This window comes from Nostoc sp. 'Peltigera membranacea cyanobiont' 213 (assembly GCF_002245975.1).
In the GTDB taxonomy this organism is placed as follows: domain Bacteria; phylum Cyanobacteriota; class Cyanobacteriia; order Cyanobacteriales; family Nostocaceae; genus Nostoc.
Genome location: NZ_NOLI01000005.1, coordinates 25,627 through 43,716, shown reverse-complemented (window position 1 = coordinate 43,716; position 18,090 = coordinate 25,627). Strand labels below are relative to the sequence as shown.

General features: G+C 40.9%; 12 protein-coding genes. All 12 read right to left on the bottom strand.

What is annotated here, in order from left to right; all coding sequences use genetic code 11:
* Positions 1-33: 33 nt before the first annotated feature.
* Entirely contained in the window at positions 34-1,413 is a 1,380-nt protein-coding gene (locus CDG77_RS02440; protein WP_094327713.1) for a hypothetical protein, read from the bottom strand.
* A gap of 14 nt (positions 1,414-1,427) precedes the next feature.
* The gene (locus CDG77_RS02435; RefSeq protein ID WP_094327712.1) at positions 1,428-2,603 is read right to left on the bottom strand and encodes a glycosyltransferase family 4 protein; all 1,176 of its coding nucleotides are present in this window, start codon (positions 2,601-2,603) and stop codon (positions 1,428-1,430) included.
* Entirely contained in the window at positions 2,600-3,628 is a 1,029-nt protein-coding gene (locus tag CDG77_RS02430; RefSeq protein ID WP_094327711.1) for a CgeB family protein, read from the bottom strand. The genes CDG77_RS02435 and CDG77_RS02430 overlap by 4 nt, the downstream gene beginning before the upstream one ends.
* On the bottom strand, positions 3,625-4,800 hold the full coding sequence (locus CDG77_RS02425) for a glycosyltransferase family 4 protein (RefSeq protein ID WP_094327710.1): 1,176 nt from the start codon (positions 4,798-4,800) through the stop codon (positions 3,625-3,627). Before CDG77_RS02425 ends, CDG77_RS02430 begins: the two co-directional genes overlap by 4 nt.
* Before the next feature lie 30 nt (positions 4,801-4,830).
* A complete protein-coding gene (locus CDG77_RS02420) occupies positions 4,831-6,006 on the bottom strand; it encodes a glycosyltransferase family protein (protein WP_094327709.1) in 1,176 nt (391 codons plus the stop codon).
* A gap of 36 nt (positions 6,007-6,042) precedes the next feature.
* Positions 6,043-7,362, bottom strand: a complete 1,320-nt coding sequence (locus tag CDG77_RS02415; RefSeq protein ID WP_094327708.1) for a glycosyltransferase family 4 protein — start codon at positions 7,360-7,362, stop codon at positions 6,043-6,045.
* Positions 7,363-7,512: 150 nt separating this feature from the next.
* The gene (locus tag CDG77_RS02410) at positions 7,513-8,493 is read right to left on the bottom strand and encodes a glycosyltransferase family 2 protein (protein ID WP_094327707.1); all 981 of its coding nucleotides are present in this window, start codon (positions 8,491-8,493) and stop codon (positions 7,513-7,515) included.
* A 56-nt stretch (positions 8,494-8,549) separates the two neighbouring features.
* Positions 8,550-9,785, bottom strand: a complete 1,236-nt coding sequence (locus CDG77_RS02405; protein WP_094327706.1) for a glycosyltransferase family 4 protein — start codon at positions 9,783-9,785, stop codon at positions 8,550-8,552.
* A 62-nt stretch (positions 9,786-9,847) separates the two neighbouring features.
* Positions 9,848-12,178: a glycosyltransferase family protein gene (locus CDG77_RS02400; RefSeq protein ID WP_094327705.1), complete on the bottom strand. Its 2,331-nt coding sequence runs from the start codon at positions 12,176-12,178 to the stop codon at positions 9,848-9,850.
* 29 nt (positions 12,179-12,207) lie between these two features.
* Entirely contained in the window at positions 12,208-13,449 is a 1,242-nt protein-coding gene (locus CDG77_RS02395; protein WP_094327704.1) for a hypothetical protein, read from the bottom strand.
* Positions 13,450-14,095: 646 nt separating this feature from the next.
* Positions 14,096-15,043, bottom strand: coding sequence for a hypothetical protein (locus CDG77_RS02390; RefSeq protein WP_094327703.1), 948 nt, complete (start codon positions 15,041-15,043; stop codon positions 14,096-14,098).
* A gap of 22 nt (positions 15,044-15,065) precedes the next feature.
* Positions 15,066-18,089 carry a N,N-dimethylformamidase beta subunit family domain-containing protein gene (locus CDG77_RS02385; RefSeq protein WP_094327702.1) on the bottom strand — a complete coding sequence of 1,008 codons (3,024 nt, stop codon included), beginning with the start codon at positions 18,087-18,089 and terminating at the stop codon, positions 15,066-15,068.
* Position 18,090: the final 1 nt, after the last annotated feature.

The window sequence follows — 18,090 nt, the reverse complement described above, 5'->3', positions numbered from 1 at the left end:
ACACAGACTATTAGTTGGATATTAGGAGTCATATTAATAAGAAGCAGTTGTTAAAGCTTTTGAACGATCTCTTTTTTGCACATAAAACTTGTTAATCAGATAAACTAAAACCACTGAACCTGCTACAGATCCGACTATTTCTGTTAACGAACCGCCAGGATTTATCATAGCTAATCCAGGCAAAAACCAGAAAGTAAACCCTTCCCAATCACCAGAGAGTAATTTTTTTCCGGCTATGATATCTATGACTCGTAACAGAATTCCGAGAATAGCAAATCCTAAAATTACTCCTTCTGTTCCAAAGTTGATATAGAACTCTAAAATATTGCCCACCCCTACACTAGTTCCTTCAGCAAACTTCACACCTGTGTAGCGATTGACAAGATCTCCACTACCTCCACTAATTGGTTTACCTGGCCACAGAATTCGAGGTACTACTGCGACTGCTGCCTCTGCTAAAGTTTCACCATTTGCATAATCAATCGCGCCACTACTGATGTACCTGACACCTTGACCGACTTGAGGATTTTGATTTAAACGACCATCAATTAGTTCTAAATGCGCCTGCTTAGAAGGATCAAAAAACTCTAAGTTACTTGCCGTTTTTTTCAACTGCTCAATTCTTGATTCAATACCTTTTCCACCCCAAACTTGAGCGCGAATTAAATTGCGATCGCGGAAATAATTAGTGTAGAAAGATAAGCCCAGTGAGAGAAACAATACTAATAAGATTATGGATTTACAGCGTGGGCGATAAAAAGTGAATACAAATATCAACACAGGCACTACCGCCATCACCCCAAAACTGGCAAATCCGGAGTTTATTATACTAACAAAAGGTATACAGCAGCTAATTAGCAGCCATCGCATCAAGGCGTGTTTTTCGCGCATATACCACGCTTTCCAGCAAGCCAAACATAACCCAGTAGATAACATCACAAAACCGGAGTTAACCAAAACACTAATACTAGGAATACGACCTAAAATCGGCCCGAGAACAAAGTAAAAGAACACTCCCAATAAAATGTAATTCTTAGGAAATTTTAGGTTAGGCTGTTTCGGCAGATATGACCGCCCTGAAGGTTTGAGCATTTTCTCCACTAAGGGAGCTAGTATAATACTGCCAACTCCAAAGGCGATGACACCGTAAACTGCTTGGGTAAAACCTATGGCAGTATTAGTTAAAGTGATTTTTTGACTAATTAAATAGGCACTCTTGGGGTTATACCACGGAAAAGCATAAATCATCGCTCCGAACCAGTGCAAAATAGATAGCTGGATTAAATAAATCATCGGCAGACCGACGCTAGGTAATTTCTTATTCCACTGACTGCGGATGACTAAAGCTACAACCACAACCCAAATACATAGCCAAAAAGTTAACCACTGTCGCTGCGGATCGTCTGTAAGCATAATCACCCAAGCTTTTACTTTAATAAACCTGTATGAATGCTAACAAAGTCAGTAGCCACCTCTGCCCAATCTCTGGGTTGAAAGTTTTCATAAACTCTCCAGACCATTTGTGCTAGTTCTTGGCGATGTTCATTACACCACTTCAATCGTTCTACAAAGCTTTTGGAGCTACGAATTGGCAGTACCCAGCCTGTTTGTCCTTCGAGGATGATGTCGGGGCCTGAACAGTTTGTGGTAGCCAAAATTGGTAAACCAGCTGCTTGAGCTTGGGCTAATACCATAGCATAGCCATCTTCAATAGTTGTAAAAATAAATATATCTGCCCAGGCGTAGAATTTGGATAATTCAAATTGGGGTTGCTTGGCAATAAACTCAATATTTTTACTGTTTTTTTCAGCTAGTTCACTAGCTTCACTGGTAACAGTCCCAACAAATTTAAATTGGTAGCTTATAGAGGCTAATTCAGCTATTTTTACAAAATCATTTGCCCCTTTTCGATATGAAAAATTCCCCACCATTAATACATGAAGTGGTTGTTTAGCAAGAATTCGCTGACACCGTTCTTGAATAACTTCCTCAACTGGACGAAATTTATCTATTTGAGCGCCTAAAGGTAGAATTCTCAATTTATCTAGGCTAATGTTTTGCTCATTAAAAGATTGTTGAGCAAAACTTGAGAGTACTAAAATTACATCAGCAAGCTGATACTCTCGCTCTTCTCTGGCAATCATCCAGTTACTTGGCCGATCGACTGATATACCAGCTTGCTGTTCTTCTTCTGAGAGGAGTCGGGATTGGGTCAGAATATGTGCTGAACCTCTCATGAGACTTTTTAACACACGCTTAGTTGAAAGTGCCTGAAAAATCTCTTCGGCAACTCCACTAAAAACGTGAACAATGTCATATTCAGATTTATTAATAATTCGAGCAGCCCATTGGGAAAATGCAGAATGCAAAAAAGCTTCAAAATTAGGAGTACCTACAACTCCATGCAATTTATAAATAACGCGAGTTAAAAGACCATGTAGTAAAAATGTTTGAACATTTTTTTGGGGGATGCCAAATTTTTCTGCAATTTTCTTTGGGTAATTTGTAAATAATGTCACATTATGCCCTTGGTTGATTAGCTCTCTTGCCAAATCAAAGGCATGAAAACGACCATGTACTACGATCGCGATTTTAAGTTTCATTTTTTAAACAGTAGCTTTTCTGTCAAAGAAAGCATACTTTCTAGACGGTCTTTGTACGTGTGCTTGCCCTGAAAAATTAATGAGTGGGCATTTTGGGCGAGGCGTTGACGTTCAGTATCGTGGTTGAGCAACCAGCGTACTTTCTCCAACATTTCTGGAATTGTTTGGAAATATAAAACTGCTTCCCCTTCTTCACCAAAAATTTCTCGATGTTCTGGAGTATCTTCGGTGAGCATACAAGCTCCGATTGCTGGGACTTCAAATGTTCGCATACAGTTACCATCTCGATTTGCTTTGCGAACCAGGCAAAGGGCAATTTTGGCAGATGCGATCGCTAGACGTAATGTCCGAACGTCAGCGATACCGCCACTATAAGCTTTAGTTTCTGGGTAGCAATCCCAATAACCGCCATAGAGGTTGACATTGATTCCAGAATTAATTAAAGCAGACATATACTCTAGGCGATCGCGATCGCCACCACCTGCAAACACAACATCACAACTATACTGAAGTCGTGTTTCTGAGTTAATGAACTCTTCTGGATAAAATAACTCACGGTCAAACCCAAAGGGTAAATACTCCACATTGTGACAACCAGCCTGCACGAGTTCATTAAGATTAGCCCGGCGAGGAGAAAAAATAATATCGTAATGAGGGAATGCTTTCAAAAACCAAGGGGCATAGTGAGCCGGATTCCAGGGATCATCAGTGAGAAAGTTAATTTTCTTGATGCCCATTCTATCTAGTTGAAGTAGTGCTTTTTGATTAATTGGAGTAATACCTGTAGAAATCAATAAATCCGGTTTTAAATTCTCACATTCCCATACTAGTTTCTGGCTCAAACTTTCTAGTTTTGATGGGTATTTTCCTCTCAGATGCCAATTAATTCGTTGTAGCCATTTAGGGGCTGTATAAGCTGACTGAATATCAAAAAAGCTCAAGTTTAAATTAAGAGATTTAGCGGCTTTAAAAAAAGCTCCTCCTATATTAGTTCCACCTAACAGGCTAGCTATTAAAAGTTTCATCTAATTGTTTCTCTGTATGCTCTAACAATACCTGCTGCTGCCTTTTCTACAGAATAATCACTTACCTTTTGGCGACATTGTTCCCGAATATCAGGTCTACCAATTAGCATTCGACTACGTTCAATTGCTTGAGTCAGACTTTCAACAGAGCCTGTTGCAAAAACCTCTCCAGTCACACCAGGATTAATTAGGTCTGGCGCACAACCAACGGCTTGGGAGACAATTGCAGGTAATCCGTGATGTAATGCTTCATTGACGACCAAACCCCAAGTCTCAGAATAGTCACTTGGCAATACCAAAAAGTCCGCAGTGTGGTAATAGGGACTCAGCTGACTCTGGTTTTGAAATCCCAGAAAATGAACTGTTACTGCTGGTGAAATTTGGGCAAGATTTTCTAAAGATGATTTCATTTCTCCGTCGCCAAGAAAGAGAATGACAATTTGAGTGCGAACTTCTAAAGGCAATTGTTTAACTGCTTGCAGCAAAAGGTCTGGTCTTTTTCTACTGCTAAGTTTTCCCGAAAAAAGTAGTACAATTTGGTCGTCTGTAATGCCTAGACTCTGGCGAGTGACGTGACGGAGTTGAGAGCGATCGTCTTCACTGCACTGAAAGAAACTAGTACTGATACAGTATGGTGAGAAAACTAGTTGCTCTTGGGAACAGCCTAAGCGTTGAAAATGATCTTTAGAGTGCTGACCAATATAAAGTGTTTTAGCAAATTGGCGGTACATCCAATATAAAATCGAGTCCCTTAAAACTCCTTTGAATGGACTGCGTTTTTGTGCATGGTCAGTGGTTTCTCCCCGAAAGATAATTGGATACTTGGCTTTCCATACCTCATAAAGAACTGCACGATAAAAGGGGTGATTGTATCCTGTAATCAGTAAAGCTTTTGGTTGTATTTTTTGTAAAACTGCTGTTATTCCTGGAGCAGAAACTGTTTCAAAACTCTGCGCTCCTCCAGTTTTGACTTGAGAGAGAAATTCTGATGTATATCCCGATAGCAGGTCAATATCCCATGCAAATTTAACACCAAATTCTTGATCTTTGTAACCTACAATACTAAAATCTGAACCATAAATAACAGTTATTGGGATACCAAACAGCTCGCTGAGAGTTCGGTATACAGGAGCGCGATACTGAATAGGATGTGTATCTATAATTGCTAGCATAAAAATTTCAAGTATTTTTTATTTATTGATTTAATACTGACATAACCTATCACGAACCTTCATAAACTGTTGCTGATAATTCCATTCATTCAGAATACGTTGTCTACCGCGATCGCCCATTTCTTGCCTTTCCACGGGATGCTCTAGATACCATTTCAAACTAGCAGCAATACTTTCTGGATCGTCAGGGTTACAAGCCAATCCGTAACCAGGTTCTACATATACTTTTTTCCATTCTGCGAGATCGGAAACTAGTAATGCCAGCCCACAGACGAGGTAGTCAAAAGGTTTGTTGGATGCACCAACCATGCGTTGCTGATTAATATCATTGCCATTCATCGGCATGAATGCCAGCCCAACATCACACTCTCGACACCATTTTAAAAGTTCATATCTGGGCATAGCAGCTACAAAATCTACTCGGCTATCAATTCCCAATTGCTCCGCTATCTCTTGTAACTGTTGCGTATAACTTTGATGACCAATTGTGTCATAGCCAATGACACGCAATTTCACACGTTCGGGCAACATTACCAGAGCTTTTAAAACAGCTATTGGTAGACGTGATGGCACAATCGAACCGTGATACAAAATCTGCAAATCATCTTTTGAGGCAGATGAACGCCCAGGAATAGCATCAGCTTGTGCGGGACAATTCCATACACACAAAAGATTATGCTTAATGCCTGTATCCCAAGAAAACTGCTCTAACCTTTGTTGATTTGGGAGAATGCATATTTTAGCTCTGCTTGCTAACCATTTGCGAGTGTTCAAACAAAAGCGAATAAACAAACTTTCGGCTGTAGTGTTAGGTGAGTCGTGTTCATGATAAACAACTTTGATATTAGGTAAAAAACTCAACAATAAAGTAACTGGGCAAGATAATAAATCTGATGCATATATCCATTGAGGCTGCCAGCATAATGTCGAAATTAACACCCAAAGACAAAATTGTAAGTAATGCAACTTCTGTCGCCAGCCACCTGGACAAAAAGACATTAGTTGTACTGTGATATTGGGATGAGGTGGAAAACACAAAGCAGCCGATGCACCAAATGTTTCAGTTCCTAAAAACAGAACTTCCCAACCTTCTTGCGCTAGAATACTCGAACTTTGCTCTAAGGGCGGATAACCTCCTGGATTAGTGTATTGTATATACAAAATATGTGATACTAGTAACTTTCTTTTATCTTTATTTTCTAGCATTTCTATTATTTTCAATAACTTTTGGCATATTCTTGTTTATAAAAACTGTGCAATTGTGGCATGATAAATCAATCGGATATGGGTTGCTACTGTTTCCATTGTTGAAGGAGGCTTGATGCCAGCACTCAGTCGCCTGAGCAGATATCTATCTTGGCATCGCTGTAGGGCTTGACTCCAGTCCCTTACAGAGGTAGGTTCTACCAGGATACCGTTGACTTCATGCTCGACCAGTTCGGCAATGCCCCCTAAGTTAGAACCGATGACAGGAACTCCAGCCGCAAAGGCTTCTAGAACGACCATTGGCCCAGTCTCTAACCATTGGGATGGTACAGCCAATAGGTCATAGTCAGTCAAGGTTGCCATAACTTTTTCAGTCGGTACTGGTGGTTTAAAAGTAATACGGGGGTCTTTGGCTGCCAAAGCCTGTAATTCTCTTATGTAGGCATCACTCGCTTGGGAAATACCATAAATGTCTAAGCTGATTGGTAACTTAGGAACTGCTTTCAAGGCTTTGATTAAAATATGGATTCCTTTTGTAGGGTCAAGCCGACCCAAGAAAGCAATGTTTAAAGTTGGTTGAGCGTACTGCTGACTAGAGTTAGTTTTTTCGGGTAAATTGTGACAAAGCCCTTGGCGGATGACGGTAATTTTTTCCGAGGGAACGTGGTTGAGTAGCAGAACATCTTTGACCCAGTTGCACACGGCCACAATATGGTCAACTTCAGAGAGTAGGGTATGTAAAGCTTTATGACGCAGATTAACTAATTCGGTCATTCGTAAAGCTGTCCAAGCTCCCCCCTGTAAATTCAAGTTACCTAGCCAGTGTCCTAGCTGGGGTGGCAAATTAGCGATCGCCCCAGCACTAGTTTTATCCAGTCCCAACCCCTGTAATGTACACTGGCTACAGGTTTTTAAATCTACTTTCCCATTACAAATCTCAGTCCCCCATTGCATCAGCGTTCCCCGCAAGCAACTCACAGTAGGAGTATGGTAGGTAAACACAACGGGGATTTGCCGTTGTTTAGCAGCTTGCACTAGGCGCAGGGAAACGCCGCTAGTAAAGGCATGGAAATGCACCAAATCAGGCTGTTCTGTTTCGAGGATGCGGCTGAATTCTAAAGCAGCTTGGCGATCGCCTTCTCCATACATTTCCCGGAGATTTTCGACTTGATTCGATATCGCATAGCGGCGTACTCTTAGCTGATTATATAAATAGGATTGATTAACTTCCCCAGGAGCAGCAATCAAAACTTCGACTCCCTGTTGCTGCAAGTTCCGGGATAAAGCTTCCACGTATACCTCAGTACCGCCTACAGAGTCCGGATAGAAACAGAACGGAACTTGAATAACTCGCACATTTAATCCTCTGTCAGCAATAAAACATAGTCTCTAAATTCATTTTCTCTATGAAGATGCCCCCAATTGCGAATTATCTTGAAAAAACCTCCGTGTACCTTTGCGTTAACCTCCGCGTACCTTTGCGTTGAAAAAAAGACTTTCCCAAGCTTATTCCCTATTACCTGCTGTATATAAAACCTCCTTAACTTGACGGTAAGCTAAAGCGATCGCCTCAGCCTGCTCATATCCAAACCATTTTGACAGTTTTTGTAAAGCTTTCGGAGCAGAAGGAAGGTAGTTTGGATTTAGGTGATGAATTCTAGCCAGTACTTCGTGAAACTTTGGGCGGTCATACTCAAAAAAGAATCGGGCTGTGTGTCCATAAACTTTCTCAAGTGCGATACAACGCTCTGGAGTTATGCCACCATTAACTTGCCAAAAATTTTCCACTTGGCAAGCATTATTGAAACAATCTAAAACAAATTTAGTCGGATTACGGCGAGATAAACTATTAGTTTTGTGGACTCGATAATCTGCTTGCACACCAGGTACATAAACAAATTTCCCCCCCATCAAAGCTGCATCTAATAAAAAGCGAGCATCTTGAATCACAGGCAAAGATTCATTCCAAGAACCAATAACTTCTACAATTCGACGGTGGTACAAAAGGGCAGCAGGTGGCGCCCAGAAGTCTGTAAACAAGGCAATTTGAGGATCGGCATGAATATCTTCAATCCGTCTGGCGATCGCATTACCTGGATGAAATTCGCCCTTTTCTGTTTCTTCTAGTCGTTGCCAATCTGAATAAGCTACATCAGCATTGCTGTCAACTAAGGCCTTAACTCGTTTTTCTAGAGCATCAGGTCGTAAAATATCATCTGCATCCAAATATTGAATAAACTTACCTTTAGCTAACTCAGTTCCCAGGTTTCGGGCTGCACTAGCACCACGATTAGAGCTAAACTCAGATTTTATCCTTGAGCTAAAAGAGCGAATAACGTTTGCAGTCCCGTCTATAGAGCCGTCATCAATGGCAATCACCTCAAAATCTGACAAGGTTTGACAGAAAACACTTTCTAGAGTTTCAGTTAAGAATCGTTCAGCGTTGTAACAAGGTATGACAACTGAGACTAAGGGGGTTAAGTTCATTCTTGTTGCTTGCCTATTCTGGGATCGGTTAAAAGCAAGAGCCAGTGAAACCGAAATTATGAGGAATTTTTGCTTAATATCTGACTATATAGCTCTATGTAGCGCTGAACCTGTAGTTCTAATGGGTATTCTTCGAGAGCGATCGCTCGACAATTTTCACCCATGCGATCGCGCTGTTGGCTATCTTCTAAAAGCTGCACAATTCCATTACAGAAATCTTGAGTATCTTCCGGTGTCGCCAAGTAACCAGTGATACTCGGACGCACTAGATCGGGGACACCACCAATTTTGAAGGATACCATTGGAGTTCCACAAGCCATACTTTCTTGCAGCACTAAAGGTAGATTATCAGCACGAGTAGGAAAAACAAATAGGTCAGCGGCAGAATAGGCGATAGACTTAAGGCGATTACTGGTTACGTAGCCCAGATTGAGGTTAGGCATCCCCACAGCATCCGCAATAGATTCACCACCATTACCGATAGTCAAAAGCATGGTTTCGGCTTTTAGTGATTCTGGTAAGCTTTGCAGAGCTTTGAATAGCAAATCAGCACCCTTACGAGTATATTTGATATCTAAAGCTGCAAACATCAAAACTTTTTTATCTGCTGGGATGCCCAAGAGCGATCGGCATTGTTGAGAATTAAGAGGCTGATAAGCTTGTGTATCAATCCCGTTGGGAATGTGATGAATTGGTATGCCGTTGAACATACTCTGCTTAGCTTGCTCAGTCAGCCAATTACTAAGAGTCACAATGGTTAAGTTAGAGCGACTGTAAACCCAGTTTTTCAGTTTCCACTCTAGGCGGGTATTATCTCTAGCAATGGCTGGATAGCTATCTGGATATGGACATTTACCACAGCCAGTTTTCCAGCCTTCACAGTCGAAACTGTAAGAGCAATGTCCGGTAAAACTCCACATATCATGGAGTGTAAACACAGCAGGTTTACTTAGTGTCAAAGAGGGAATTGCTAAGTAATTAAAGTAACCAGTATTAAGATTATGAAAGTTGAGGATATCTGCATTTTTGTAGAAAGGATGCTTGGGAATATCAAAACTGCTAATCCAGTTAATATCGTTTAGCCCATAACGCCGAGTCAACTCATAAAGTATTCTTTCGATTAGTCGTTGAGTGCGGGGAATTATGGCTAGGCGATCGCTACTTGTATTGAGCATTCCTACAAGTATGCGAGAGTCTACACCATGAGCTAGCAAACCTTCATGTAGTCGGTAGCCTGCAATCCCGGCTCCATTACCGAGGTTATCAGATTGATTAATATGTAGAATATTCATTTTTCATATATTTTTTGTCTAACCCTGGTGTTCATCAAAATTCTGAATTCTGAATTCTTACACTACATATGCAGACTTATTCTTTCAATTAAAGCTTGCTCATGATTATTGTCTTTCTGAAAAATGGCATATCCATTTCGGTGAGAGGGATTATGAGAAACTAGGCTATAACTTTCATCTGCTAGTACTCTCTGGCAATTTTTGTAATTCTCAGAGGTATTTATACCTTTTAAGATAATAAATTTTGCGCCTAAAAGTTCTTCTAACTCAATATCAACATAAGATTTATCACTCTTAATCACTACCAAATCAAAGAAATCAATCTGATTTTCCCCCTTGATTTTTTGAAGATCGTTGTTTATTTCATTAGATATAGATGAAGATGATATTTGATTAAATTTAATGCGCCCATTATCATAATAGTACTTTTGCAGTCCTATCAATCTAGATGATAAACCGTTGATAGAGAATAAAGCTGGACTATTAATATTTTCCTTTATCCCCGCTAACAAAGCTTCAGTTTCGGCCTCACCCTTAGATGCTCCAATCAACAAAACTGACTGAACATTCTCATTTGTTGCTATTACTTTAATAGCTGATAAAAATTCATCCTGTCTTATTTTTGATAATTTATAAGGAAGAAACTCACCAAAAACACTTTCTAAATACCTGAAAAATTTACCAGCTATTGATTTTATCTTAGATTCTATCCATTTTTTCTGATTAAATTTAGGATATTGCAAATAATACTTAGTCAAGCTAATATTTTCATCTGGAAAAGTATTATTAATCTTTTTGGTTTTAAACTCATTTTTGGAATTAGACCAATTTTTTAGCTTTTTCTCTAAAGCAAACTGCTTACAAGATGCGAGCATAATACAGAGATTATTCATCAAATCATCTAAGCTTTGCTCAGGTAATTGGTGAACGCTAGCGCGATACTTTGATTTATCTGAATTCGGCAATGTATCGTTATTGATTCTATCGTTAAGTAAATCAATAGCCCAACGAGTCCGATCTAGAATTGGATGAGAAATACATGGAAATTGGTCGGCACATTTAATAGCCTCATCTAATTTTCCATGACAAAGTAAACAAATAATAAAATAAGCCCACTCCACCGGATCGGGATCTGAAGCTTGGTATTCTTCAAGAGTATATTTTATCGGTTGAGTAATCCAATACAGTGCTGTCTCTGAATCCCCTTTATAAAGGTTACATATTGCTAATCGCAATTTTGGTTCAGGCATCCAAAAAATATAATTTACGCATTGTAGATATACAGCCTCTGCTTCTTCATATTTACCAGCTGCAACTTTTTCATCTGCTTCGCGTAGAAGCCCTATAATTAATCCATTGCCGATGATATGTGAATTTTTAATTCCAGATGATTGTTCTACAACAGTCAGTGGCTGAAAAGGGTCTGTTTGAATAATTTTTTGATTCGGTTGAAGATTTTTATAAAGATTAAACCACTGAAAAATCTGATCTCGTTGTTTGAAAGTATGTCTAGAATGAACAAGATCGTACCCGGCGTTAATGATCATTTCTAGTTTTTCTGGGTTTTGAAACAAATAATCAATCTTATCTAGAACGTCATTTTCATCAGCAAATATGCAATTTTGCATATCCATAAATCCGCTAGCTTCAACAGAGGCAGTCTTTTCTGTAATCAGACAAGATTTGCAAGCTGGGATCTCAAAGTGTTTGCGAACAATCTCTTTTTCGATTGTTCCGCATGTTGGTACAAAAGAAGAAGCATTTATTGTACGGGCATACTGTTCACCATGCAGCATCCTTCGTGTAAACCGCTCGTCATATCCCAGATGAGGACAAATGAGTGAAGGATAATATTGAGAAACTGTTTTGTATATTTTTTGCCGCCAAGGGTAGAGGTTATTTATGTATCCACTAAATAGTACGGGGATAATTTTAGATTCTCCATAGTCTCGATATGTCTCAACATCTATAAAATTTGGCCACACAAATAAGTTGTCGGCAATCTCTTGTGTATGTTCAGCCGTAGTAGTGCAAATAGTAAAGAATGTTTCTATACCCCAATTTTCCATATCGCTGATAAAGCCAGCACGGGCATTGCACCAAGAGTCTCCATTATGGAAGCCCAGTTTAGGTATATCAGGATAAGCATTAGTGTTGCTAATTTGCAGTTTTCGACAACCTTTATAATTGACGCCAGCTTCAAAAAGTGTTACTTCTGGTTGATAGCGATCGCAACTTTGTTGATAGTCACAGTCTTCGTTAATTACAATTACGTCAAAAAATTCTGATAGACATTTAACATGCTGTTGTCTATGCAAAACCACAAATTTAGATAGACTCTCATTTTTCCATTGAAAAAATAAAAGTTTTGGCTTAGCAATATTGTTAATCATATTTATATTTAATATTTCTTAATCACCAATTACTGGTTTATTTGGGATGCTATTATTGCATCAATACTCTTCAAATAACTATCATCATGATTTTTGACATTAATCATCACTGAAGACTGATTTTGTCTAAAAATTTTGTGTACACCATAAGCAAATCCTATAGAGCTATAAATAACAATATCAGCACAGGCTAGTGCATGAATACTTTTTAGAAGATTGGTATTAGATTCACCAATAATAGTAGATACATTTGGATATTTCAAAAAGTTCGCAAACTGTTCTTTCGGAGAATTACCAATCTTTCTTAATATTTTTACTTCCCGATGATTAAGCTTAAGTTGCCCTCTTGATATGGCTCTGACAATCCTACTAAAGGTCAGGTCATAACCATCTGATATAACTATGCAGGAAAATTTGTCTTCACCAAATTCATTGAAAATATTTTGTAGGAGCGGCTCATACTCACATATTTCTATTTCCCGACCAGCATCAACTTCTAATAATCGTTTAAAATCCTCAGATGTCATCACTTCACCGTGCAAATAGATCTTCTGACTACCAAGATCAATAATCATACTATCACCACGTCTAATGTGTATGACAACTTTTATTTTTCCAGATTTAAAAGGCAAATCTAGAAAAGACTTATCCTTTCCTGTCCAGTATCTTTCAGAGAAATTGAGGTATTGATAGTTATCAATATCAATATCTGATTTGGCAAGTATCCGCGTTATTTCAGATAGATAAGGATACATCCGCATGGCTGAAAAGCAACAGATTGCGCCATCCGTTTTGTTTAGGAATATTTCCATAGCTTCTCTGAGTTGAGAAAGGCTAGAGATATGTGTTTCTGCTAATATCTTATCTAAAGGAATATCTACAACTGTGTACTCTGAGAATTTGCTATCATTGATATAAAATTCAAACTTATCTAGTCCGAGAAATCGATTGAGATGATCGTACTTTCTTTTGTTATAAAAATTATCTAAAAAATCATCTAATTTATTTAATAATCTCTCCACTCGACTGAAAACTTTTTCAATGTATGTGGGTATCCGCAACCCTAATCTAAAAAATAAGATTTTTTCAAATTTATCGATAAATTTTTTTAAATAATATGACTGCCAGCTTCTCCCAAAAGAAATGGGGGTATGAACATATTGATATTCACAGGCAATTCCCAAACTATATAATATACGCATCTGATATGCTAGTTTGTCAATAATTCCACTGTCAGAAGTCACCACAGTAAAATACCGTTTAACTTTCATCTTTTTTGTTTTAAAATTATGGCGAATTTGGAAACGCTATCACGATAAATGCATCAATTCCCTTCCCCGCGCAAGATTATCTATAATTCAATACGCTTGAGTTAAGGAGATTTATCGAACAGAATTCAGGAGTCAGGAGTCAGAATTCAGTTGGGTATTCTGTACGACTGTCGGATAGCGCCGGCGGTAAGCGAGTATTTTCGAGTCGCGTCTGAATAATCGGCGTTTTTGCACCCCCACTAAATTGAAAATTTAGTGGGGGTGCAAGACCTGCGCCGGTCTGAATCCCCGACTGATAGCGCCGGCGGCAAGCGAGGGCCTTGATTCTGACTGGAGGCGGAGCGTCTCCGGCTCCGCTCCTGACTTCTGACTTCTGAATTCTTCTTCAAGTGTTGAGGCAGGCTGTTCTTGAGCAGAGCAAGCAGGGGAGAGAAAAACAACAGACAAACCCGTGGTCTGTCAATAACGTTGAGACGGTAATTCTTTGATTCTTAACTCCCAACTCAAGCAAATTTCTCACCCATGCTTTTGACAAAATCTCTACCCTATCAAATTAAAAAGCCCGACTCTAGTGTGTTGCTGCAAGCAATCGATACTAAATAGGCTTCTTCTTTTGTGAAATTGATATTAGATGTGAAGCTTTGTATTAAGAAAGTACAAACTTATCGGCTTCAAAGTCTCTTACTAGCTCCATCTTGCCAGTTTTTATGTCCACCGTATACAGGCCATTCTTTTTTCCATTATTGTTAGTAGCAAGTGCATACAATTGACCGGAAGTAGAGAAGTTCAAGTCTTTAATTACGAGAGGGCGTCCTTTAAAGTTTAGTGGGGACAGTCTGTTAATTTTCACCTTACCAGTAAGTATGGCTTTCTCCTGTAAGTTCATCGAGATTAAACTGGTGAAGCCTTCTGAGCCGGTCTCGGTTGCGAAAATATTTTCCTTCAGTTGACATAGGTGAGCGAATCTATGGGTAGGCGTCAGTGTAGGTAAGTCCAGCTCATCGTTAGAAAGAATTTTCCCAGTTTTCAAATCGAGCGTTTTCAGGGCACAAGGCGGTATGCCCTCAGTTGCGACTAGGCACAGAAGTTGATTATTGGGAAGGCTTAGCACACTTTCAAGAGTCTGATTGGATTTCTTGAAGCCCAGTACTTTTTTCCCTCTAAATACAGGGATATTAGCATTTCCGACAGTAGAAATGAGATGGTTAAAATAACCATTTTTCCTGTGAGATACCGTAGAAATTAGAATACTCCCATCTCCAAGCTTTATGACTTTTGTAACCCGGTTAGAGTCGCGAAGAAAGAAGGCCCGAGGACTTTTCGGTACAGACGAAGGATTTTCAACGGATAGAGCTAGGCGATTGACCTTAGAGAGAATTTTTCCGGTCGCTAGGTCGGCAGTGCTCAACACCACTGCTGGAGTTTCGTTTTCCAGATTTTGACTATCGGAGGTAAGAAGATTTACTGCATAAATAGTTCCCTTGAGCGTTTCCTTATTCTGAGCAAGCGCTTTAGTAGAGAGACCAGCAACAACAGTGGAAGTCAAACTGGCAGCTGCCAATTGGCCAAATTCTCGACGTTTCAATGGTGTCATATTATACTTCTTATGGGATATTTTAGGGGATGATGAGGTTGGGATTTGGATTTTGAGGTTTAGCTCCCATATCTGCTAAGATATTGACTGTTATTTGCTTGACGCGAATATCTTCCCGCACTGGGCTAACACCGTCGGTGTCTAGCCCCCACGCCCACTGAATAGAGCCGGAAGCGAAGACTTTAGCCCCACTAGCAGCGGTGTAGCGGGCTGAGTTGGATTTGGTAAAATCCTGATTTGGAGGCAGGGCTTCTTCTCCAGCTGGTTCATCGAAGTTTGGTAATAGGGCAGAGGGCTGGACTGACGACTCAGACAAGGTGACAAGTCCAGCAGGGGCAGATCCATTATTAACAGTAAAATCCCATTCATAGCCCACTAACAAAAGTAGTTGATCGCCATTCTGGAGTCCTGTATTTGCATAGTAAGGATCGCTGCTGTTGGTAACAACGAAATTATAACCACCGTAGGTATTTGAGGTGTCGCTACCATACATAACTCCTAACAAGGCGTTTTCCGGGCGCTGGTTTTGGACGCTGCGGAATTTATTCGTGGCTGCTGATGGTCCCTGCTGCTGGGCGACTGAATCCAATGCCCAATCCTGTTTGTAGCAGGCCATCACGCGGTTGGGCTTCACTTGCCCAGCAGCCAGAGTAGAATTTTCAAACCTCACTCGCCAATAGCAAGTATTAGCAGAGAAGAAGCCCAAATTAATTCCGGCATTACGACCAGCCTCGACATGATCGCGCATTTCTTTAGACCAGTACTCATCGTGACCCACAGACAGGAATACTTTATGATTGAGCAATTTTTGTCCGTTGGTATGAACCTCCATATTCTCGGTGTAGGTGACATCGTAACCTTGAGATTCCAGCCAGCGCACCATATTATATTCCCATCGCAAGGGTGAGGCGGCCTGGTTGTCGGATGCATAGGTTGCCTCGGAGAAGGGTCGGTCGTAGGAAACCTTAAAAGCCCGTTGACCGTCAATGCTTTGAGCATTGTAAACGCTGTACCCCCCCGTCGTGCTATAGGCTAGAACAGTAGAAATGCTACTCTGGAAGAGGATATCGGCACTACTGCTATCATCGCGGACAACAAACCATACATGTGCTATTACACCAGTCGCCTGGTCAGTCAGCTTGGCTACATAAATACCGCTAGTCCAGTTATTTCCTACTTGCAAAACGTAGGAAGTTGTCCAGTTACACTCGACCAAGCGGGTATCAGAGTCTAAGGTACAGGGGGGTTGGGTTGTGCCATTGAGCGTGCCGCTGCTCACCATCAGCCGTCCTCCTGTGCCGCCATAGTAGCCCAAGCGGTACACATCGATGGTATATTGTCCAGCTTGTCCAAGAGAAACCTTAATGTCCAGCGACCCCCCTTTATTCACACTAGTCGCTGAGGCATAGCCAGCGATCTCGCCATTACCCCGGTTGACAAGCTTCCAGTTAGTTGTGCCCAGATTTTGGTTTTCCACATAGATGGCATTGGGGTTTGCCAGAGTAGCTGAAGCCGAGAAGGTGATACTGCCGATGCCTGGTGCTGTCGCCGTTACTACCACACCTTCCGGTCCGCTAGGAATTGATCCCAGTGTCAAAGTCGTACTTGCTTGACCACTACCATTGGTGACTGTGCTGGCAGATGATAATGACCCTCCGCCACTGGTAATGGCAAAGTTTATGGTGACTCCCGATTGGGGATTGTTTTCAGCGTCCAGGACTTGCACGACTAACAGGTTAGGCAGAGCCACGCCAGTTGTGCCAGTCTGATTATCTCCACTGACTTTAAGCAAGGTGCTACCAACGACAAAGGCGATGTCGCGATAATAGTTAGTATTCCGGAAAGAACTAGTTGGAAAAGAATTCGGACTTAATTCATACACTCCATTGTTACCGTCTGCCACTGAGGTCAGATCGCCATTGACTATGGAGCTGCCCAGTTCATTATAAGTGGCGACATAATAGGCATTTATGTTGACAGAAACCACATAGGTCGTATTCACTATGTTAAGTGGCGTTTCTAAAAGCTGCTCTTGCCAACCAGAAGCCGTCTCGTTAATAAAAGTGACGCTTGCCAGGAGAGTTCCCGTTGCTGTCCAGATTTTGCCAATATGAGTTCCTGTCTCGCTAGGGGCTTTCCAGAAGCGAATGGCGGAAATGCGCCCCCCTTTGGCGCTGCTGAATTTCATGCCTAATTCGTAGGGAGAGTTATCAGTGGCATTTGCAATGCTCGGAACTTGAGTCGTCAAAACTGTTTGTGTGTTCGCTAATGGATTAGCAGTTGCTAAAAAGGTAACGCTACCAACATTGGCTGCTGTGGCATCCACAGTATTAGCAACAGGAATTGTCGCACCAGGACTAGCTCCGAGCGTTAACGTGGTACTAGCCTGGCCGCTAGCATTAGTTACTGCACTAGCGGGTGAGACTGACCCCCCGCCATTGGTAACGGCAAAGTTCACCGTTACGCCTGATTGAGGATTACCAGCACTGTCTTTGACCTGAACAACTAAGGGGTTGACCAAGGGATTTTGGGCTGCACCACTCTGATTATCACCGCTGATCTTTGTAATCGTCGGCAGAGCAACAGGCACAAAGTTGATGTCACGAAAATAGTTACTGTTGTTGAAAGAATAAACGGGAAAGGCATCTGGAGTCCCATTAAACACCCCATTGTTACCGTCTGCCACTGAGCTGAGATCGCCATTGACTATGGAACTGGCCAGTTGACCAGAAGTGGAGACATAATAGGCATTGACGTTGACAGAGACAACATAGGTTGTATTAGCTTGAATGTTAACTGGGGTACTCAGAGCCTTCTCCTGCCAGCCAGAAGCGGTCTCGTTAGTAAAAGTGACGCTTCCCAAGAGTGTTCCCGTTCTAGTCCAGATTTTGCCAGTATGAGTTCCTGTTTCACTAGGGGCTTTCCAGAAGCGAATGGCGGTAATTTGTCCCTGTTTGGCGCTGCGGAATTTCATCCCTAATTCGTAGGGACTGTTATCAGTGGTATTTGGAATGGTCGGTACTTGATTGGTAAAAAGGATGCTCATA